The sequence below is a fragment of the Rhizobium sp. RU33A genome (genome assembly GCF_900156055.1).
In the GTDB taxonomy this organism is placed as follows: Bacteria; Pseudomonadota; Alphaproteobacteria; order Rhizobiales; family Rhizobiaceae; genus Allorhizobium.
Genome location: NZ_FTMQ01000007.1, coordinates 43,022 through 63,207 on the forward strand (window position 1 = coordinate 43,022; position 20,186 = coordinate 63,207).

Here is a 20,186-nt window from a genome sequence, read left to right on the forward strand (position 1 = left end):
CGCGATCGGACTTTAGAGACCTTGAGAGACAAGCCATGATCAAGCACATCGTCATGTGGAATGTTCACGGGGATACGCCCGACGAAAAGCGTGATGCTGCCATCATGATCAAGACCAAGTTCGAAAGCCTGGTCGGACAAATCCCGGGTTTGAGAAGCCTTGAAGTTGGGCTGGACATCAGCCGCATCTCCTATGCCTGCGACGTGGTTCTCTACTCGGAATTCGACGATGAAGCAGCGCTCCAACGCTACGCAGAACATCCGGCCCACGCCCAGTTGCGCGCCGATCTGGAAGGGGTGCGGATAGCCCGCCATCAGGTGGACTACGTCTGCTAACCGCAGCCTCGCTGACGTTCGAAGCACGTACCCATTCTGCTGCCCGCTGAATGCCGGGCGAGACCTGATCCGCTTTCGCAAGGGCGATCTTCGCCCGCAATGATCTTCGAGGAGACCGGCGCATGACTTCCCATCCGAGCAAGAAACCGAGAATTGCCTTCCTTGGCACCGGAGCCCAGGGCGCATCCATCGGTGCGGACTTCGTCCTTGCCGAGCATGACGTGACGTTTATCGAGCAGTGGCCCGACCATGTGAACGCCATCCGGGCGAATGGGATAACGGTCAATCTGCCGACCCGGACGATCAATGCCAAGGTTGCGGCCCTGCATCTGTTCGAAGTGGCCGAGGTCAAGGAGCCGTTCGATCTCGTGTTCCTGGTGGTCAAGGCCTATGACACCAAATGGGCTACACAGCTGATCGAGCCGGTTCTGGCAAAGGACGGCCTGGTCATTGGTCTCCAGAACGGCATGACCCATGAAGACATCGCCGCCATTGTCGGACGCGAGCGCACGATTGGCGCCGTTATTGAAATCGCTTCCAACATGTTTGTGCCGGGTGTGACCAATCGGCAGAACGATCACGACACCTCCTGGTTTGCTCTGGGCGCCCTCGACCCCGAGACCCAGAAGAGGGTGGAGCCTGTGGCCGAACTGCTGCGCTGTACGGGGACTGTCGAAGTCACAGACGACATTCGCTCCGCCAAGTGGATGAAGCTCGTCGTCAACGCCGCCGAACTCATTCCGTCCGCGATCGTCAACCTGCCGCTTGGCGATGCAGCCCGAAGCCCGGGCATGCTCGAAGTGATGCGGGCTGCAGGCTATGAGGCCATGCAGGCAGCTATTGCCGATGGCGCCAAGATCGTACCGATCATCGGCATGCCGCCGGTGACCACCAACCATCCGGAGCGCTATGTCGATCAGATCTTCGAGGAAGTGCTCACCGTCTTTTCCCAGGCCGATACGCTCACGACCTCGCTGCAGGACTGGCGGAAGGGGCGGCGGGCCGAGATCCAGGAGGTGAACGGCTGGGTCATCGACACGCTGAAGGCCCATGGCCATTCAGCCCCGATCAACCAGCGCGTGGTGGAATTGGCCTATGAAATCGAGGCCAATACCCGAGACGCCAGGCCGGAGAACGCCGCCTTGCTGATCGAAACCTATCAATCAACGACGCGGGCGTCGTGAGTGCATATCGACCAAGAACTCCGATAAAACTCAGTTATCCAAAGCGGATATTTTCGGGGTTTTCGCAGTCTTTAAAATGCATAAAGTCAATCATGAGGAGTTCGGAGGAGTGAATTTCCTGAAGTGATTTAAGGGCCGGTTCTCGCATACTCACCGGGCGGTGAGGCGAGGGGCGGACAGAGTGACAAATTCTTGGAGGAGCAAGAATTTGGACAATCCGAAAATTGTCGTGATTTTCGCAGTTCTGACCGTTTGACGGTTCGGGGACCGCTATAGTCTTGCCAAAGCTTGAGGCTGCGGCTGCTGCGTTGTTCGGGTCTGTTCTTCTGACTGCTTCATCTTAAAAGGAACCGTGATCGTCTCGGGAGGAGGACACGATGCTTGAGAACTTTAAGAACGCACCGTGTCCCATCAGGCCGGCAGCAAAGGCTCGCGCAGCTGTTGCCGTTGTTCCGAACTGGACCTCCGGCATAGCGCAGCGCCGAGACGCCTGCTCCTACAATCCAATCCGATTGCTGCGGGAAGTTCCTGCTCAGAGCTTTGGGCTGCATGCCCTCATGCGTGATGGTTGCGGCCGCCTGCCTGCAGCATGCCTGCCGGAAGGAGCCTCCTTGTGAGTGCAGTTTCGACGACCCCGAGTGGCTCGGGCAATTATGGGGCAGGGCGGATGCAATTGACGCGCAGTTTCGTGACTGTCGCTTTTTCCACAGTGGTCCTTCTCATCGCCTGTCTGATATTTGCGCCCTCAAGTGTGTCCTGGGGCGCGCTATCCGGCAGTCTTCCCTTCGCTGCCATCATCGCTATCGTAGGCCTCGGCCAGTTGCTGGTTGTGCAGCAGGGAGGTTTCGACCTTTCGCTTCCCGGCGCCGTGTCGCTTGCCGTGGTGGTGTCGACGCATTTTCCGCAGCAAAACGACGCTTTGCTCTATCAAGCGGTTCTGCTGGCGCTGGCATTCAATCTCTCCATCGGTCTCCTCAACGGTATTCTGGTCAGTGTCTTCCGCCTGAATGCGATCATCGCAACGATCGGCACAAACGCGCTTCTCTACGCGGCCGTCTTTGCAATGTCCGGTGGGGTGCCCTCTGTCACCACCGATCTTCTGGCCACGATCGCAGGGGGCGAGACCCTCGGTATTCCCAATGCGGTCTATTTTGCCCTCGGCGCAACGGCGCTGGTCTCGTTCATGTTGAAGAAGACCGTTGGCGGTCGCCGGTTTGAGGCGATAGGCGCCAGCCCCGCTGCCGGCGAAGCGGCAGGCCTGCGGGTCCGCTCCTACCAGATGATGGCCTATGTCTATGCGCAGCTGTTCTATTGCTTGGCGGGCATTCTGATCGCCGGCATCACCCGCGAGCCTACAGCCTTTCAGGGCGACAGCCTGCTCTTGCCATCCGTCGCTGTCGTCGTGCTGGGAGGCACCTCGCTGCTGGGTGGACGCGGCTTTCCGATCTCGACAGTGCTGGCGGCCTTCTTCCTGAACCAGTTGAGCCAATTCGCGCTGACGGTCGGCGTACCGTATTCGGCGCAGACCATTATCCAGGCTTTGGCGCTGGGTTTTGGCATCGGTGTTTACTCGCTCCGCGGGAGCGGAAACGTCAGAAAAACGACCTAACGATAACATGTGGAGGAGCAGACATGAATTATGCAGATTTGACCAAGGGCCTTGCAGTTTCAGTTGCGACTGCGGTCATGGCACTGGGGGGTGCCAATATTGCTCAGGCGGAAACACCGTCCTGGTGCGGACCCAAGCAGGCGACGCTTGCCCTTCTCGACGGTTATGGCGGCAACAGCTGGCGCCAGGTGACCACGGCGTCCGGAAAGCAGACCGTCGAACTCTGCCCGAGCATCACGAAATACGAGTATGCTGACGGTCAGGGTGATACGCAAAAGGCGCTCTCCGACATCCGGGGCATGGCGGCCAAGGGCATCGACGCCCTCGTCGTCTTCGGCGATGCCGGGCCGGCCGTGCTGCCGGCGATCACCAGCGTTTTCAAGGCTGGCAAGGTCATCGTTCCCTATCGCGTGAACGTCGGTGGGAAGGATGGCGAGAACTATTCCAAGTTCATCGGTTCATCCTTTGAGAACGACGGGGTTACCTGGGGCAACTGGATCAAGAGCATTTTGCCGAATGGCGGCAATGTTCTCTTCCTCAGCGGACCGGCCGGCAACAGCCAGGGTCTCGACGAGCTGAAGGGTCTGAAGAGTGTGCTCGGGCCGGAATATGTCTTCGTCAATCCCGAACCCTTCGCTGTGACCAACTGGGATCCGGCGCTGACGCAGAAGGTCCTGACCGCAGAGATTGCCAAGAACGAGAAGATCGACGTCATCGTCTCGGACTTCGGCCCATCGCTCGTGGGCGCACTTCCGGCCTTCACCAAGCAGGGCAAGTCGATCCCGGCGCTGGCTACCTCCGACGGCAACTCGCTCGGCTGCTTCTGGCAGGAAAACCAGGCGGCCAACCCCGACTTCAAGCTCTTCACGGTAGCGACCGGCAACGACAATGTTCGCCTTGCCGTCCAATGGGCCGTGGCGCTTGCCACCGGTGGCGAACTTCCGAAAGAAGAAATCTTCTCGGCTCCGGCCTACGAAGACTCCGTTTCCGGCAAGCCCAATGCCGTCCAGTGCCGCAAGGACCTGCCGGGCGCGATCTACATGTCGTCTGCGCTTTCGCCTGAGGACCAGGCCAAGGCTGTCGGCCAGTAAGGTCGCTCACCATCAACTGACCCCGGAGAAATCGGTCTCCGGGGCCATGCTACCCAGGACGGATCGCAGAACATGTTGGCACGCAACACGCAAGAGATCGCTTTGGATGCGCAAGAGGTGGTCATCCGCCTCTCTGGGGTCTCGAAGTATTTTTCGGTCGTGGCTGCACTGGTTGATGTCAGCGCTGAATTTCGTCGGGGCGAGGTCCATGCGCTGCTTGGCGAAAACGGTGCAGGCAAATCGACGCTGATGAACATCATCTCCGGTACCTTGCAGCCGACCGATGGTGAGATCTTTTTCGAGGGCCGTCCTGTCAGCCAGATGACACCCGAGATCGCAAAGTCACTCGGAATCGGCATCTGTTTTCAGCATCCGGCAATCCTTGATGATCTTTCGATCCTGGAGAATCTACGTGTCGCTTTGCCGGCTCGTGTCTTCGAAGGTGATCAGCCGCAGGCAGTAGGCCAACGCCTTCTGTCCAAGGTCGGCCTCGATCTCGCGCTGTCGATGCGTGCCGATAGCCTGACCGTGGCACAGAAGCACCTGCTGGAGATTGCCAAGGCGCTGGCCCTTGATCCGAAGGTCCTCATCCTCGACGAGCCGACAGCGTCTCTGGACCAGGACTCGACGGAAATGCTGTTTGCCCGCATCCGAGAGGTCGCGGCGGCAGGGACGTCAGTTATCTACATCACCCATCGCCTGGCCGAACTGCGCCAGATTGCCAATCGAGTGACGGTATTACGAGACGGATGCGTGCGCGGATCCGCGATGATCGGCGAGATCGCCGATGCCGATCTTGTCGGTATGATCGTCGGCCGAACGATGCACTCCGCCTTCCCTCCCAAGGCGCCGGACGGCGAGTCCGATGTCGGCCTCGATGTCACCGGTCTTTCGAACCGACATCTCAGGGATGTCAGCTTCACCGTCACGCGCGGCCAGATCGTCGGGATTGCCGGCGTTGCCGGAAATGGCCAGTCCGAGCTGATGCGGACCCTCGCCGGTCTGGGGCCGTTCACGGGCGAAGTGGTCCTGCGCGGCACCTCACTCAGCCAGAAGACACTTCTCGATGAGGCAGCGTTCATGCCGTCGGACCGCCACATAGAAGGCGTTGCCGGCAGTCTGACCGTTCGCGAGAATGCGACGTATTCTGCGCTTGAGCGCTTCGCCACGGGTGGCATCATGAGCCGCAAGAAGGAGCTGGAACACGTCAACGCGATCTTCAAGGACCTTGCCGTGAAGACGCCGGGTCTCGAAGCGCCGATCTTTGCGCTTTCTGGCGGAAACCAGCAAAAGGTCGTGATGTCGAGAGCGCTGCTCTCGGAACCCGGCCTCATCATTGCCGATGAACCGACCCAGGGTGTGGACGTTGGCGCGCGGTTCGAGATCTACCGGATCCTGCGGGAAGTGTCGGCGACGGGCATTCCGGTGGTCGTCAATTCTTCGGATGCCGTCGAGCTCGAGGGACTTTGTGACAAGGTCGTGGTCTTGTCCCGCGGGCAGGTTGTCGAGGTGTTGACCGGAAATGATGTAACCGAGGAGAGGATCGTGTCGGCTGCTGTTCAGGCGGAGACGCATGGCGATAGCAGCCTCTCGGTTAAAGAGCAGAAGTCCGGCTGGAAATGGCGCAACCTGCTCCAGTCTGACAATGCTGCGGCTGTGCCCCTCGCCATCGTCACCATTCTGCTCGGGCTCTATGTCTATGCGCAGAACGAGAACTTCTTGTCGGTCTTCAACATTTACAACATCCTGATGTTGGCGACAGCACTCGGCTTCATCGCGATGGGGCAAACGATCGCATTGATGATGGGGGGAATTGACCTCTCGGTCGGGCCTTTGGCCGGGTTCCTTGTGGTCGTGGCCTCCTTCTTCCTGACCGGGGAGTCCTCGACCTCGATGATGGTCGTGGGTTTTTGCCTGATGTTCGTCGGAGCGTTCGTGACGGGCGCAATCAACGGCATCCTCATCCGCTTTGCCAATTTTACGCCGATTGCTGCGACGCTCGCCATGTATATCGCGATCCAGGGCTGCAGCTTCCTGCTGCGTGATAATCCCGACGGCTACATCAGCATGACCGTCACCGACTGGATCAACTGGCAGTGGGGACCGTTCCCTGTGGCATTTCTCGTGCTGGTCGCCGCTACCATTGCGGCAGAGGTGATCCTGAGGCGGACGCGGGCTGGATGGCGTCTGCGCGCTGTCGGCTCGAACGAGCACTCTGCCCGCCGCGCCGGCATACCTGTCGAACTGACCTTCGTCGGCGGCTATATTGCGTGCTCGATGCTGACCAGTGTCGGAGCGATCATGCTGATGGCTCAGATCGGCGTGGGTGACCCGCGTCAGGGCGTCAATTACACCCTGGCCAGCATCACCGCTGTTGTGTTGGGGGGCACGAGCCTTGCCGGCGGTCGCGGATCCTTCATCGGAACCCTTATCGGGGCGGTCCTCCTGACGGAGGTTTTGAATGCCGTAACGTTCCTCGGGCTCTCCCAGACCTATCAGTATCTTTTCCAAGGTCTGCTGGTGGTCGCCTCCGCGCTGATCTACGCGGCAGCAGGAAAGAGATCGCGCCACTGAACTGCGGGAGCCATTCCCGGGTCTGGCGAAACTCAATACGAACACAGTCCGGTCAGCCTGAGGTCGGGGCCGCCGGTCCACGGAGGACGCAAGATGGCTGATGCAATGGTCGTTGGAAAGGTCGCGCTCGTGACGGGCGCCGGGCGGGGGATCGGTGCTGCCATTGCGTCGGACTTGGCGGCGCACGGTGCACGCGTTGTCGTTGCCGATCTGAATCGTGGTGCCGCGGAAGATGTGGTTGCAGCGATTTCACAGTCAGGCGGCAAGGCTTTGGCTGTGGCCGTCGATGTTTCCGACCGGCAAAGCGTCATACTTGCGATTGAAGGGAGCGTCTTGCATTTCGGGCGGCTCGACGTGATGTTCAACAATGCCGGCATCAGCCAGACCTGTCCGTTTCTCGAGGTCACCGAAGCGGACTTCAGGCGCATCATGGACATCAACGGCCTGGGTGTCCTGATCGGTACGCAAGAAGCTGCACGGCAGATGATATCCCAAGGGGGCGGTGGCAAGATCATCAATACAGCTTCTATTGCAGGCAAGCAGGGTTACCCCCTGTTCGCCCATTACTGCGCCTCAAAGTTTGCCGTGGTCGCACTGACCCAGGCTGCAGCGCGGGCGCTGGCCGAGCACAAGATCACCGTGAACTGCTTCGCGCCCGGCGTCGTCGCAACGGAGCTCTGGCAGCAGCTTGACCGTGAATTCATGGACCATGGGCTGACACAGGTGCCTGATCAGGCGATCAACGAGTTCTCGCAGTCGATCCTTCTTGGTCGTGTTTCGACGCCGGCGGATCTGACGGGATCAACCCGATTTCTGGCCTCGTCTCTGTCCGACTACATGACCGGCCAGACGTTGATGATCGACGGTGGCATGGTCATGACATGAGGATGATGCGTCGACATGGGTTGACGAAAACAAGCGCGGAACACCAAGCCCATTGACGAGACCGCAGGGAGGGAGCCATGGCCTTTAAGACATTCGGCATGCATCATATCGGCATCACTGTGCCCGACATCGAGGAAGGGATTGCGTTCTTCAAGGCAGTCTTTGGAGCCGTGGATGTGTTTAGGACAGGCGCCTTTCATGTTGATGAAGAGTTCATGGAGCGAAAACTCGGGGCTTTGGCCACGTCTTCCATCAAGGGTCTCGTGTTCCTGAAATGCGGTTTGGGCACCAGCGTGGAGCTGTTCGAATATGCTGGAGACGATCGTGCTGCAGAGCCTCTGCGCTCTTCCGAAATCGGTGGCATGCATCTTTGTTTCGAGGTCGACGACGTTCAATTGGCAACGAAACGACTTATGGCGTTGGGTGTCGATGTGCTTGACGGGCCAAATCACGTTGAGGACGGGCCACTCGCAGGCTTCAGCTGGATCTATTTTCGAGCGCCCTGGGGGCTTATGCTTGAGGTCGCAAGCTTCGATAAGCTCGGCTACGAAGAGGTGTCGTCAGACAGATTGTGGAGCGCACGACACGCGATTCCGGGATAGTCCGCTTGCCGTGTAGGTCCATGCTGCATTCCCAGTCCTGTCAAAGATATACGAGTATCGGTGATGGCGTCATTTCGCTCCCATGGACTGCGGGATTGTGGAAGAGCGCATCGATGGTTCCATCAGGGTCCGATTCTACAAGTCTCTGTGGGATCAGGGGCCCGCAAACAACGAAAGTTGTGTCCATACCTAAGACATGGGCTGAGCCAGATCATCGGATCGGTTGCCTACACAACGAGCCCGCGGCGTATTGTATTGGCAATGAAACTAAGCCTATTGGTCGCGCCCATCTTCTTCATTCCGGAGCGGATATGATCGTTGATGGTATATTCTGAGAGGCTGAGGATAATCGCTACCTCCGGAGAAGTTTTGCCTTGAGAGACCCATTGGGCGATCTCCAACTCTCTTTTTGTCAGAAGCGCTTGCTCGGCATGCCCTGATAAGGGGGCAACATTAATGGCTGCGTCGAGTTCGAGTGAGCACTTTGCTGCATCACTCGTTTCGAGCGGCAGGAATACGATGATATAAGTTGCGCTCATGGCGAACGGTTGGGCGACGTATCTCAGAGCAACTGTATTGGCGACACGGACAATGGACGGCCCATCAAAGCTTGCATCTTCATGCAGCAAAAGTCGTTTCCACTGCACATCAAGCGCGAAGCTTGCGCCCGGATCCAACACCAGGCTGCATGGGTGATTTTCATCCTCCCAACCATAGATGAGGTCGTTAGAGTCCGACACATGGTTCGACTGGTGTTCGTATATTCCCAAGGCAGAAGCTCGCCAACGTCTGGCGACATCATTGATCCGCTCCGAAAGATCGAGAATGGCTGTCGATCGGAGATTTCCCGAACCTCTCAGCATGAGGCTGTCGATATGCGCGCTAGAAATGGCCATAGCCTTGCAGCCCCCTAGAAGTCAGTGATTGCTGTTTGCGTGCTACGTGTCAGTATTCGCCTGTTCCGAGGGGATAGGGTTTTCTTAAAGGCGCGAGGCCAAGAGAAAACAACAGCGGCGGCAGCCTATCCCCTCGAGCCCATTTGTTGGGCTACCTGGATAGGCATCACATTGCTTATTCGGAGACTTGCGGCGGCATCGTCTATGATGAAAAAGCTGTTAAGCGTGACAATTGGTCCAGGCAATATAAGTGTCAACTTTATTATACATTTATTCCAGCAATCTATGGGGGAAACCCCAGAATAATTGAAATAACATGTTATGCAACTGTCTCGCAATTCAGGCCCCGGCTGCATTGTAAACTCGCCACGGAAAATCCGCAGAGAAGTCGGCCAAGGCTATGTAATTTCGATCGAATGTAAAGGCTGATTGTCAATCGATCCATAAGTCATGGCGAAACCTTCAAACAACCCATGCGAGCACATTCATATTGCGAGACTTAAGCTGCGATTTTGATGTGGCATCCAAGGGTTGTAATGGTGAGCGAGGGCTTTGCAAATGCGGCTCACTGTCTGTCTATCTCTCAACGCATGTCGAGGCGATCGTCAGGTGAATAACCCGCGTTTCACCGCAGCCTAACGCGCAACCGCCAGAGGTTTTCCCGTTGGCTCGTGGATCATGACCTCCATCGGCAAACCATAGATGCGCTGCAGTGCTTCAGGCGTCATGATCGTCTCTGCGGTTCCCTGCATGATCACGCGGCCTGAATGGAGCGCCGTGATAGTGTCGCAAAAGCGGGACGCCATGTTGATGTCGTGCAGCACGATGATGATGCCGAGACCCTTCTCCTGAGACAGCTTGCGGACCAGTGAGAGGACCTCGATCTGATGGGAAATGTCGAGGGCCGAGATCGGTTCGTCGAGCAGCAGGCATTCCGTATCCTGCGCAACCAGCATGGCGAGCCAGGCGCGTTGTTTTTCACCGCCCGAGAGCGTGTCGACGAGGCGGTCGGCGAGCGGGGCGACACCGGTCAATGCAATTGCCTCCTCTGTCTTTTGTCTGTCCACCTCGCCGAACCGACCAAGGGCGCCGTGCCAGGGATAGCGTCCCAGCGACACGAGTTCGCGGACGGTCATTCCGGCAGCCGAGGGCAGGTGCTGCGCCAGATAGGCGACCTTGCGCGCTAGCGCCCGATCGCCCCAGGTGTCGAGCGGTTGTCCGTCCAGGGTGATGCTGCCGCTCGTGGGCGCTTGCTGACGTGCCAGAAGCTTCAGAAGCGTCGATTTGCCCGAGCCGTTGTGCCCGATCAGTCCGAGAACCTGGCCATCCATCGGAATCTCGAGCGTCAACGGTGCAAGAATGGGCCGCTCGGCCACATCGAAGGCGACGTCGCAAAGAGAGAAGGTCGATCTCTGTCTGTTCAAGATTTGATCCTTTTTACTCGATCTGGGCAGAGACTGCCGCAATCCTCGATGCCCGGAATGCGATCCCTCAGACAGCAGACTTTCCGGCGACGCATGCGCAATCCGTCTTCCTCGACGTAGCGGATGGCATCCGTCATCGGGGTGGGCAGGGCGAAGTCTGGGCTCTTTCCGGGAAGCTGCCGGACAATCCACTCGAGATAATGCGCCGCATTGCCCCAGAAGACCTTTCTCGACAGGCCGCTCCGCCTTGCAAAGGCATCAACGAGCGGGGTCAGATGCGTGGAGACCAGTAGGCAGGCCGCCTGGTCTGCCTCTTCTGTCGTGAAAGCGGTGGGGAGACGCAAGGCGACCGGCTCGCCGTCGTCATCGACGACGATCGCTGTGTTCTCGATCTCGGCATGAACGGCTTTTCCCCCGATCACGGACAGGGCCATGATGGGGATAATCACGGTCGCCAGATATTTCTGCGACCACAGGGAAACCAGATAGCCATCGGGTTTGACGCCAAAGCGACGTGCGTAGCTTTCTATGAGACAAGCAAAGGGATCGGCTTCCAGCACCTGTAAGGATGGCACCACCCTGCGGATTTCCGGTCCATGGGACAGTCTGTCCCGGATCGGCGCGAGCGGGCCGCTCAATCGCGAGAGCAGATCCTGCGGGCTGCTGAGGCTGTTCATGGGTGCCTCCGGTAAAGGAGCCAGAGGAAGTAAGGTCCACCGACGAAGGCCGCGAGGACGCCTGCCGGGATCTCGTAAGGGAAGTGAATGCTGCGACCGAGCCAGTCAGCCGCGGTCATCAAGGCAGCCCCGATGGCGGCCGCACACAAGGCCCGGTTTAGCGGTTTTGGAGGCGTGGTCATCGCTGCGATATGGGGCGCGATCAGTCCGACAAAGCTCAAGGGGCCGACGATCAAGGTCGCGCTAGCCGTGAGGACGCCTGCCAGCGACAGGAGCCTGGTCCGGGACCGTCGTGGGGCAAGCCCCAGTTCGCGCGCTGCCTGGTCTCCGAGCGGCAGAATCTGTAGCGAGCGCCTGAAAAGCGGCAAGAGGACCAGAGCCACCAGCAAGATCGCGAATCCCGCCAAGCCGGTGATTGCCGTGGCGCGGTAGGTGGGGCCCATCGACCAGGCCAGCACATAGACCGCACGCGGATCGCCGCTTGCCAGAACAACAGTGATGAGAGTGGCGGCAAACGTGCCGATGGCGGCACCTGCGAGCAGGACAGGTCCGGGCGCGTGGGCGGATTTGGCGGTGATGGCCATCATCACCAGAAATGTCGCGAGCGCCCCGCCAATGCCGCCGAACAGCATGGCCAGCGGAGAGAAGGTGCCCGCCAGCAGAAGGGTTGCGACAATGCCAAGCGCTGCCCCGGAACTCACGCCGAGGCCTTCGGGGCTCGCCAGCGGATTGGCCGTGACCGACTGCATGATCGTGCCGGCGAGCGCCAGCATGGCCCCGGCCGAGGCTGCCGCAAGGACCCGCGGCCATCGACCCGAAAACAGCTCCGCCGATGGAAGGTTGTCGATGAACAGCTGCTCGGTCAGCGAGAATATGGCGATTGCGCCCATCATGACGATCGCGATGAGCAGGACGAAGTGCGGACGGTGGCGGGGGCTGGAGGTGGGCGTTCGGGCTTCAGCCTGCAGCGCCGTCACGGGCATGTTCTTCAAAAGCACAAGCAGCAGGAAGGCCCCGAAAAATGCGGTTGCCGTGCCGGTGGGTACTTCGGCGATGTAGCGTGCCATGACCAGGACCGAACCATCGGCAAGAAGCAGGAGTGCTCCGCCTAGCAGCGGCGACCACAACAGGCGGTCCGAGAAGGTTCGGGCGCCAGCAAATCTCGCCAGGTGCGGTGCAGCGAGGCCGATGAAGGCGATGACGCCGACCCTTGCCACGACGAAGGCGGCGAGAACCGAAGCGAGAAACAAGGCGGCTAGTCTCAGTGTCCGGACGGGCACGCCGAGACTGCGACCGCTTGCATCATCGAGCCCGGCAATCGCCAGCGGACGGGCGAGAAGCACAAGCATGGGGATGCAGACCGCCAAACGCCACGCCAGCGCCACGGCACTTGAAAAGTCGTTCTGAACGAGCGAGCCGCTGGCCCAAATGAAGACAGAGCGCAGATATTCATGGTTGAAGAGCGCAAGCACGACCGAGGCGGTTCCGGCAAAGAAACTGACGATCATCCCGGCAAGGAGCATGGTGACGGGGGAAAAACCACCTTTCGACGCCAGCAGCATCACAAGCCCCAGCGTGGCCAGGGCTCCGGTGATCGCGGCCAACTCGATGGACCATACCGCCATGCCCGGCGCTGCGAGTGTCGACAGCGTGATGGCAAGCTGTGCGCCGGACAGAAGTCCCAGCGTGCTGGGTTCGGCGAGCGGGTTCTTCAAGACCTGCTGGAAGACCACACCCGCCAAGGATAGGGCAGCTCCAGCAAGCAGCGCCACGAAAATGCGGGGGAGAAGGGCATAGTGCAGATAGGTTTCGCCGAAGCTGTCTGGCGCAGGACTGAGGATCGCCGCCATCATCCGGGACAGGGGAACATGGCTGCTGTAGCCCAGAATGGTCAGCGCAAGTGCGGACAAAATCAGCAGTATGAACAGAAGTAAGGGGCGTTGCTTCATGCCGGTTGCAGCGCCTTTCCAAGGATGGTCGCAAAGCGCAGGGCAGACGGCAGGGCGCCGAAGACCCAGGTCGGCGGGATGGTCACGACCCGGTTTGCCTTTACGGAGGGAATGGCCCTCCACAAGGCGCTGCCGACAAGCCTTTCGGGCGGGCCTGGCTCGATGATGACGAGCCTTGCCTCCGGGTTTCGCGCAATAGCATTCAGCCCCGAGGTCGAGAAACCCCAGTTGTTGCCAGCCTCTGTCCAGGCGTTTTCAAGGCCGAGCCGGCCAAGCACGTTATGAAACAGGCTGCCGGGGCCGTATATGTCGAGAATACGTTCGTCGGCGAATTTGACAATCAGCACGGGGCGTCCGTCATAGGAGCGCAGGCTGTCGCGGATTCTTGAGAGTTTCTGCTCGAACTCAGCCTTGTATTCGAAGGCCCGCTGCTCGCGCTGCAATTGCCCGGCGATAGCATCGAGGCCGGCTTCGGCGAGTTGCAGCGGGCGGCGTTCGGCTGTGAAAAGCGGCAAGGCCAGTGTCGGTGCGATCGGCTCAAGCGATGCCGCCTGAACGCCATAGCCGGCCTGGGTGAGGATCAGATCCGGTTGCAGGGATTTGAGCAGCTCCATGTTGGGCCATGAGCGCAATCCAAGGTCGATCACGTCATTTGGCAGTTCGGGCGTGACCACGCGTTCCCTGTAGAGTTCGGCTTCCGCAATCGCATAGGGGCGAGCGCCGAGCGCAAGCAGGGTTTCGGCCCAAGCCCAGTCGAGCGCGGCGATGCGAGGCTCTGGCTGTTGCGCGCGGACGTGCTGCGGCATGGCCACAAGCGCCAGCATCGCGGCGGAGAAGCTCCGCCGCGACAAGGCATGATTTGCAATGGTTCTCACGGAAGACGTCACCAGCTGTATTTCAGCGTTCCGTAGATCGTGCGCCCTTCGCCCCAATAGCAACCGGTGGTGCCGATGCAGGAGGAGACATACTTCTTGTCGAAGAGGTTGCTCACGTTGAGCGACGCCTTGAGGCCTTCCAGCTTGGGATCCGCCTTGCCGAAATCATATCGGATGGCCGCATCGAACAGGGTGTAGCCGGGCACATCATAGACATTGGCATTGTCGCCATAGGTCTGGCCGACATAACGCGCACCACCACCGAAGCTCAGGCCGCCCCAGGCATCATCGGACTGGACGCTGTAGTCCAACCAGAGTGCTGCCTGTTGTTCCGGCACGAAGGCAAGGCGTTTGCCCTGGTTGCTTAAGCCTGAGCTGCTCGGATTGTCGCGGGTGATTTCGCTGTCGGTATAGGCATAGGAGGCGATGACAGAGAATGCGTCGTTTAGCTCCGCCTTGCCTTCAAGCTCGAGACCGCGCATGCGCACCTCGCCGGTCTGCACACGATAGCTGGTGTTCACCGGGTCGGGCGTCAGAACGTTCTGCTGCGTCAGCTGGTAGGCCGACAGGGAAATGAAGCTGTTCATGCCTTCGGGCTGGTACCTCAGGCCGACTTCGAACTGCTCGCCGGTGGTTGGATCGAACGGGACGGCCAGCCTGCTCGTACCGCTCGCCGGATTGAACGAGGTCGAATAACTCGCATAGGGAGAGAAACCGTTGTCGAAATTGTAGACAAGACCTGTTCTCCAGGTGAACTTGCCATCCTTCTGCTCGACGGTCGCATCTTTGCTGCTGGTACGTTCGCGCGTTTCCGTGTTGGCCCAGTCATAGCGGCCGCCCAGCGAAAAGACTGCATTGCCCCATTCGATCTGGTCTTGCGCGTAAAGGCCTGCCTGTGAACGATCCTGGTCGATGCGGAGCGATGTTGCAGGCCGCGTGATGCTGGTTGCACCGTAAACCGGATCGTAGACGTTGAAGGGCCGCGTGATCACCGACAGGGCCGACTCTTCGAAGCGGCTATCCTCGAAGGAATAGTCCAGGCCGAAGATCGCCGTATGGGATACCTCACCAGTCGAGAAACGGGCAATCGCCTGATTGTCGACGGTGAAGAGGCGCGAAGTTTCCGGGAAGGCCCAGGCGTAGCGCAACAGAGACGACGGGTTGCACGACGCAGCGGAGGCGCAATAGGCCTGAACGCGCTGGGTGTCGGTGTCGACATAGCCGTAGCGCAGGTTCTGTTTGAAGGTCCATGTCTCGTCGAATTCATGGGCGAACTCGTAACCGACGAAGGCCTGTTTGCTCCTGAAGCGGTCGTAGCCGGGTTCTCCGAGGAAGGCATCGCGCGGCAGTTCGGCGTAGCCATTCAGGTTGAGCGTACCGTTCGCGGTCAGCGCCGGGGCGCCACCGCCACCGGGAGAATCGATGTTCTGGTATTCGCCGAGGATGGTTAGCGACGTTCCTTCATCGGACTGGAAGGTAAACGACGGCGCAATGTAGCCCTTACGCTCTTCGACATAGTCGTATTGCGTGTCGCTCAGCCGGCCGACGCCGACCATGCGATAGAGCAACGTTCCTTCTTCATCGAGCTTTCCGCCGACATCAAAGGCTGCCTGGAAGCGATCATGACTGCCATATTGTAGTTCGACTTCCCGGATTTCCTCGTTTCGAGGACGCTTGCTCACCATGTTGAGCATACCGCCTGGCAGGCCCTGACCGTAAAGCACGGAAGCCGGGCCCTTCAGGATCTCGGTACGCTCCAGACCATAGGGCTCGATCTTCGGCTGGGAGTATCCGCGTGCACCGAAGGGAAGCCGCAATCCATCGCGGTATCGGCCCGGCACGAAACCGCGAACGGTCAACCAGTCATGCCGAACATCTGTATCAGAATACTGCGCCACGACGCCCGGGGTGTAGCGCAAGACCTGGGTGACGGTCGATGCACCCTGCGCCTCCATCTGCTCTCGGGTCACCACGTTGACGGCCTGCGGCGTGTTCTTCAGCGGTGTGCCGGTCTTCGTGCCGGTCGCACTTTGGGTGGCCACGATGCCATCTACGGGCCCCCAGGCGTTTTCTCCCTGGACCTCGATCGTGTTCAACTGCGTCGAGCCGTCAGCTGCAACATTGCCAGCACCTGACGCCGGTGCCGAAATTGCCACCGTGCCGGCATTCGGGAAGGAATAGATGAGGCCGGAGCCAGCAAGGATCTCGGCAAGCGCCTGTTCGCGCGTTGCCGCGCCGGAAAAACCGGGAGACGTCTTGCCCGTCGCTGCGGCCGACAGATAGGTGACCTGCAAGCCAGCCTGCCGACCGAAGACGGTCAAGGCATTGTGCAGCGGACCGGCCGGTACGGAAAAAGACGACTGCGCGCTGCTTTGCGCGAAGGCCTGATTGGCCGGGGCGGTCAGACCTGCACCGATTGCCGTCGAAACCAGAAGCGCGGTCGCCAGCGCCCTTACCTTGCCTTTGAAAACTTGACGACGAATCCCGTGCCCCATAGCCTTTAGACCTCTCCAATTCTGCAACGCTTGTGCAGGGACAGGCCGTGCCTGAGCATTATCCGATTTCTGTCCCTGAGACTGTTACAGTCGGGCTCCAGAAATTTTCACTCTTTTTCTCAAGTTTTTTCGGGCGGCTTCACAGTGGCGAGATCACCGTGACAAAGGACGTGACCTGCCGAACACGCGAGCCCGTCGGATGCACCACTGCTTCGAGTGTGCGAAGCGGGTCTGTGAGGTCGAAAATGCCGCTGACGCGTTGGGCGCCGACGGAGGGATCGGCGATGACAATGCGTCCCGGTATCCAGCGGCCGATGCGCGAGACGAGCGCGTCGACCCTTTCTTCTTCTGCAATGATCAAGTTGTCGCGCCATGTGGCGATCTGACCGCTTTCCTTTTGGCCACGATCGATCCGGCCTGAGTCCGCATCCATGGTCAGCCATTGCCCGTCTTCGAGCTGGACACCGGCTTGGAGCAGCGCATTCGAGGTCTGCACATCCACGAGGCCATGATCCACGGCAACCGTCACGCTGTCATTGTCGTTCGAGACGTCGAAGGCGGTCCCAAGAGCCGTGGCGCGCAAATCTGCGCAGACGACCGAAAACGGTCGGTTCAACTCCCTGGCCACCTCAAAAAAGCACATGCCGGCCAAGAGTTCGATCTCGCGCCGCTCTGCGCCAAAGTTCACGGCGATGGCGCTTTCGGGACCGAGTGTCGCAATGCTGCCGTCGGGAAGTGTGACGCGGCGGATTTCTCCCTTGTCGCTCCTGTGGTCCGCACGGGCTTCCATCAGCATGCCGGGGGCGAAGGAATAGGCGGCCGATCCGAGCCCCAGGATGGTCAGGCCGCCAACCATGAAATTACGGCGTGTCAGGCCGAGGCTCTCGCTGCGGTCGATGCGTCGCTTTTCATTCAGAAGCGTGCCAGATGCGCCATGAACCCGGGACACGCGCGCCCAGATATCCTGATGGTGCGGGCTGCGGCCGCGCCACGCCCGGATCAACTCCTCGGAAACGGGATTGTCCGGATCGTTTTGCTGACGGATGATCAGATCGATCGCTTCATCCAGCAATCGTTGCTGATCGGGTATCGTCTCGGTCATCTGATCTCTTCCGCCGGGCGTGGCAGTCTCGGCCGCCTCTGATACTCAATACAATCGAGCATTGCGAATTTTCCGCCTTTTGGTCGAGAAATCAGAGCACGTCCACGCGAAGGACGAGATGACGGTAGGCGTCGCGGATCAGGGACCAGGCTCTTGTCGTCGATATGCCGAGTTCTTCTGCCACTTCGGCGATCGTCCTTTCGCCAAGCCGGTGCATCTCGAAGGCCTGTCGGGTCCGTTCCGGCAATTCGGACAGTGCCTGATGCGTTTGCACGAGGCATTGACGAGAATAGACTATTCTCTCCGGGGACGGGGCCGGATCGGCAATGTTGATTGCCTCTTCGTCATCGAGTGGCACCGTCTGGATCAGTGCTTCGCGTCGCTTGTGGTTGATCCCGAGATTGCGGGCCGCTCGGTAAAGATAGGCGCCCGGATTGTGGTTTTCCGCAGCTTGCCCGGGTGGCTTTGCGATCACGCGCACGAAGGCGTCCTGCGTCAGATCCGCCGCGATATCAGGATTGATACCGTTGCGCTGCAACGATCTGGTCATTCCCGGCGCGTGACGCCGAAACAGATTGTGGATGTCCCAAGTCAATTGCTGCCTGCCTTTCGCAACGATGCATTTCGACAGAGGCGGGACACGGCATCATGGCGGCTGCACACCCGCCCGTAATCCTGGCGCGGGTTCAGCATCGGTCGGAGGACAAGCGAGGTGGTTGGAAGAGGCACGGGACAACACTCATGGCAGTGCGGATCGCAAAGAAACATGTCTTGAAAACTCATGTTAAACTTTTGTGGCCGCTGCATGCAAGCACAAAGCCCAAGCCGCGAGCCGGTATCGCCCAAAGGGGTTAGCGTGAGCCATTGTCGATACTCTGGCAAGCAGACAGCGAACGCCCAGCAGGATCTGATATCGGTTGGAACAAAGTCGGGTCGGTTGGCTTTTGCAAACTTGGCGCGGGCAACAGATGGTCGAATGTTGGTCGCATTCCGGCGGCTGTGTTCGAGAACGAGGTGAGTTGATGAATGAGACTAGCAAGGTTCGCCTGACGGTGAACCGGACATCCCGCGAGATCGACGTCGACAACCGAACCACATTGCTCGACCTCTTGCGAGAAAACCTGCAGCTCACGGGCACCAAGAAAGGCTGCGACCATGGCCAGTGCGGCGCCTGCACCGTGATCATCGACGGACGTCGGGTCAATTCGTGCCTGACGCTTGCCGTCATGAACGAGGGCTCTGAGGTCACCACGATCGAGGGGCTGGGCGCACCCGGCGATCTGCACCCGATGCAGGCCGCTTTCGTCAAGCATGACGGTTTTCAGTGCGGTTACTGCACGCCCGGCCAGATCTGTTCCTCCGTCGCGATGCTCGAGGAGATCGCGGCCGACATCCCCAGCCACGTTACCGATGACCTGATGAACAAGGCACGACCGACCGCCGAGGAGATCCGCGAGCGGATGAGCGGCAATATCTGTCGCTGCGGTGCCTATTCCAACATCGTCGATGCCATTACCGAGGTCGCGGAAACACGCTCATGAAAGCCTTCACCTATGAACGCGCGGCCTCGGCCGAAGCGGCAGCGCAAATTGCCGCGTCAAATCCGCATGCAAAGTTTATTGCAGGCGGTACCAATCTTCTTGATCTGATGAAGCTCCAAATCGAGACGCCGACCCATCTGATCGATGTCAACGGACTCGGGTTTAACGAGATCGAACCGACGGCCGAAGGAGGCCTGCGGATCGGCGCCATGGTGCGCAATACCGATCTGGCCGCCCATGAGATTGTCCGTCGAGACTATCCGCTGCTTGCGCGGGCGCTGCTTTCCGGTGCGTCCGGGCAATTGCGCAACCGCGCCACGACCGGCGGAAACCTGCTGCAGCGAACCCGCTGTCCCTACTTCTACGACACCAATCAACCCTGCAACAAGCGGCAGCCGGGCAGCGGATGTTCGGCCATCGGCGGCTTCAGTCGGCAGCATGCGGTCCTCGGGGTGAGCGACGCCTGCATCGCGACCCATCCGAGCGACATGGCCGTTGCCATGCGCGCGCTTGATGCCGTCGTCGAGACTGTGAAGGCCGATGGCAGCCGTCGCGCCATTCCACTCGCCGACTTTCACCGTCTGCCGGGAGACACGCCGCATATCGAAACGGTGCTGGAGCAGGGCGAGATCATCACGGCGGTCTGTCTGCCGCCGCCGATCGGCGGTACCCAGATCTATCGCAAGGTTCGCGACCGCGCATCCTATGCCTTCGCGCTTGTCTCTGTCGCAGCCGTGATCCAGCCGGATGGGTCTGGGCGGATTGCACTGGGAGGCGTTGCGCACAAGCCCTGGCGGAGCGAGGACGCGGAGGCGCAATTGCCCAACGGTGCTCAAGCGACGGCGGCAGTACTGCTCGCTGACGCCCGACCGACGGATCAGAACCGTTTCAAGCTCGCTCTCGTGGAGCGCTTGCTGAGCGCCGTCATTGCGCAAGCCAAGGATTAA

17 protein-coding genes are annotated in these 20,186 nt (G+C 59.7%); 9 read left to right on the forward strand and 8 right to left on the reverse strand.

What is annotated here, in order from left to right:
* Nucleotides 1–35 precede the first annotated feature (35 nt).
* The 7 genes from BW978_RS20510 to BW978_RS20540 all read left to right on the forward strand — a co-directional run bounded on the left by BW978_RS20510 (nt 36) and on the right by BW978_RS20540 (nt 8,280).
* Nucleotides 36–335, forward strand: a complete 300-nt coding sequence (locus BW978_RS20510) for a Dabb family protein (RefSeq protein WP_076397697.1) — start codon at nt 36–38, stop codon at nt 333–335.
* Nucleotides 336–457: 122 nt separating this feature from the next.
* A complete protein-coding gene (locus BW978_RS20515) occupies nt 458–1,519 on the forward strand; it encodes a ketopantoate reductase family protein (protein ID WP_076397698.1) in 1,062 nt (353 codons plus the stop codon).
* A gap of 613 nt (nt 1,520–2,132) precedes the next feature.
* A complete protein-coding gene (locus BW978_RS20520) occupies nt 2,133–3,128 on the forward strand; it encodes an ABC transporter permease (RefSeq protein WP_210216994.1) in 996 nt (331 codons plus the stop codon).
* 23 nt (nt 3,129–3,151) lie between these two features.
* Complete coding sequence (locus BW978_RS20525; RefSeq protein WP_076397700.1) at nt 3,152–4,219, forward strand: substrate-binding domain-containing protein; 1,068 nt, start codon at nt 3,152–3,154, stop codon at nt 4,217–4,219.
* A gap of 72 nt (nt 4,220–4,291) precedes the next feature.
* Nucleotides 4,292–6,793, forward strand: coding sequence for an ATP-binding cassette domain-containing protein (locus BW978_RS20530; protein ID WP_076397701.1), 2,502 nt, complete (start codon nt 4,292–4,294; stop codon nt 6,791–6,793).
* A gap of 93 nt (nt 6,794–6,886) precedes the next feature.
* Nucleotides 6,887–7,678, forward strand: a complete 792-nt coding sequence (locus BW978_RS20535) for a glucose 1-dehydrogenase (RefSeq protein ID WP_076397702.1) — start codon at nt 6,887–6,889, stop codon at nt 7,676–7,678.
* Nucleotides 7,679–7,755: 77 nt separating this feature from the next.
* Nucleotides 7,756–8,280 carry a VOC family protein gene (locus BW978_RS20540; RefSeq protein ID WP_076397703.1) on the forward strand — a complete coding sequence of 175 codons (525 nt, stop codon included), beginning with the start codon at nt 7,756–7,758 and terminating at the stop codon, nt 8,278–8,280.
* Nucleotides 8,281–8,507: 227 nt separating this feature from the next.
* Here the strand turns inward: BW978_RS20540 and BW978_RS20545 are convergent, their stop codons facing one another.
* From BW978_RS20545 to BW978_RS20580, 8 genes are all read right to left on the reverse strand, one after another.
* On the reverse strand, nt 8,508–9,176 hold the full coding sequence (locus tag BW978_RS20545) for a helix-turn-helix transcriptional regulator (protein WP_076397704.1): 669 nt from the start codon (nt 9,174–9,176) through the stop codon (nt 8,508–8,510).
* Between the two features lie 635 nt (nt 9,177–9,811).
* On the reverse strand, nt 9,812–10,600 hold the full coding sequence (locus BW978_RS20550; protein WP_076397705.1) for an ATP-binding cassette domain-containing protein: 789 nt from the start codon (nt 10,598–10,600) through the stop codon (nt 9,812–9,814).
* Nucleotides 10,597–11,277 (reverse strand): siderophore-iron reductase FhuF, encoded by a 681-nt coding sequence (gene fhuF / locus BW978_RS20555; RefSeq protein ID WP_076397706.1) that lies wholly within the window; start codon nt 11,275–11,277, stop codon nt 10,597–10,599. The genes BW978_RS20550 and fhuF overlap by 4 nt, the downstream gene beginning before the upstream one ends.
* The gene (gene fhuB, locus BW978_RS20560; RefSeq protein WP_076397707.1) at nt 11,274–13,226 is read right to left on the reverse strand and encodes a Fe(3+)-hydroxamate ABC transporter permease FhuB; all 1,953 of its coding nucleotides are present in this window, start codon (nt 13,224–13,226) and stop codon (nt 11,274–11,276) included. Before fhuB ends, fhuF begins: the two co-directional genes overlap by 4 nt.
* Entirely contained in the window at nt 13,223–14,101 is an 879-nt protein-coding gene (locus BW978_RS20565; RefSeq protein WP_244552020.1) for an ABC transporter substrate-binding protein, read from the reverse strand. The genes fhuB and BW978_RS20565 overlap by 4 nt, the downstream gene beginning before the upstream one ends.
* Before the next feature lie 8 nt (nt 14,102–14,109).
* On the reverse strand, nt 14,110–16,596 hold the full coding sequence (locus BW978_RS20570; RefSeq protein WP_076397709.1) for a TonB-dependent siderophore receptor: 2,487 nt from the start codon (nt 16,594–16,596) through the stop codon (nt 14,110–14,112).
* Nucleotides 16,597–16,735: 139 nt separating this feature from the next.
* Complete coding sequence (locus tag BW978_RS20575) at nt 16,736–17,698, reverse strand: FecR family protein (protein ID WP_076397710.1); 963 nt, start codon at nt 17,696–17,698, stop codon at nt 16,736–16,738.
* Nucleotides 17,699–17,789: 91 nt separating this feature from the next.
* Nucleotides 17,790–18,293: a sigma-70 family RNA polymerase sigma factor gene (locus BW978_RS20580; RefSeq protein WP_076397711.1), complete on the reverse strand. Its 504-nt coding sequence runs from the start codon at nt 18,291–18,293 to the stop codon at nt 17,790–17,792.
* A 427-nt stretch (nt 18,294–18,720) separates the two neighbouring features.
* Here BW978_RS20580 and paoA point away from each other — a divergent pair, with 427 nt between their 5' ends.
* Together paoA and BW978_RS20590 are read left to right on the forward strand one after the other, a co-directional pair.
* Nucleotides 18,721–19,239: an aldehyde dehydrogenase iron-sulfur subunit PaoA gene (paoA, locus tag BW978_RS20585; RefSeq protein WP_076397712.1), complete on the forward strand. Its 519-nt coding sequence runs from the start codon at nt 18,721–18,723 to the stop codon at nt 19,237–19,239.
* Nucleotides 19,236–20,186 (forward strand): FAD binding domain-containing protein, encoded by a 951-nt coding sequence (locus tag BW978_RS20590; RefSeq protein ID WP_076397713.1) that lies wholly within the window; start codon nt 19,236–19,238, stop codon nt 20,184–20,186. Before paoA ends, BW978_RS20590 begins: the two co-directional genes overlap by 4 nt.

Coding starts and splice junctions, on each gene's coding strand:
- BW978_RS20590 (WP_076397713.1), top strand. CDS start 19,236: ATGAAAGCCTTCACCTATGAACGCGCGGCCTCGGCCGAAGCGGCAGCG.
- BW978_RS20510 (WP_076397697.1), top strand. CDS start 36: ATGATCAAGCACATCGTCATGTGGAATGTTCACGGGGATACGCCCGAC.
- fhuB (WP_076397707.1), bottom strand. CDS start 13,226: ATGAAGCAACGCCCCTTACTTCTGTTCATACTGCTGATTTTGTCCGCA.
- BW978_RS20535 (WP_076397702.1), top strand. CDS start 6,887: ATGGCTGATGCAATGGTCGTTGGAAAGGTCGCGCTCGTGACGGGCGCC.
- fhuF (WP_076397706.1), bottom strand. CDS start 11,277: ATGAACAGCCTCAGCAGCCCGCAGGATCTGCTCTCGCGATTGAGCGGC.
- BW978_RS20575 (WP_076397710.1), bottom strand. CDS start 17,698: ATGACCGAGACGATACCCGATCAGCAACGATTGCTGGATGAAGCGATC.
- BW978_RS20545 (WP_076397704.1), bottom strand. CDS start 9,176: ATGGCCATTTCTAGCGCGCATATCGACAGCCTCATGCTGAGAGGTTCG.
- BW978_RS20570 (WP_076397709.1), bottom strand. CDS start 16,596: ATGGGGCACGGGATTCGTCGTCAAGTTTTCAAAGGCAAGGTAAGGGCG.
- BW978_RS20525 (WP_076397700.1), top strand. CDS start 3,152: ATGAATTATGCAGATTTGACCAAGGGCCTTGCAGTTTCAGTTGCGACT.
- paoA (WP_076397712.1), top strand. CDS start 18,721: ATGAATGAGACTAGCAAGGTTCGCCTGACGGTGAACCGGACATCCCGC.
- BW978_RS20515 (WP_076397698.1), top strand. CDS start 458: ATGACTTCCCATCCGAGCAAGAAACCGAGAATTGCCTTCCTTGGCACC.
- BW978_RS20530 (WP_076397701.1), top strand. CDS start 4,292: ATGTTGGCACGCAACACGCAAGAGATCGCTTTGGATGCGCAAGAGGTG.
- BW978_RS20540 (WP_076397703.1), top strand. CDS start 7,756: ATGGCCTTTAAGACATTCGGCATGCATCATATCGGCATCACTGTGCCC.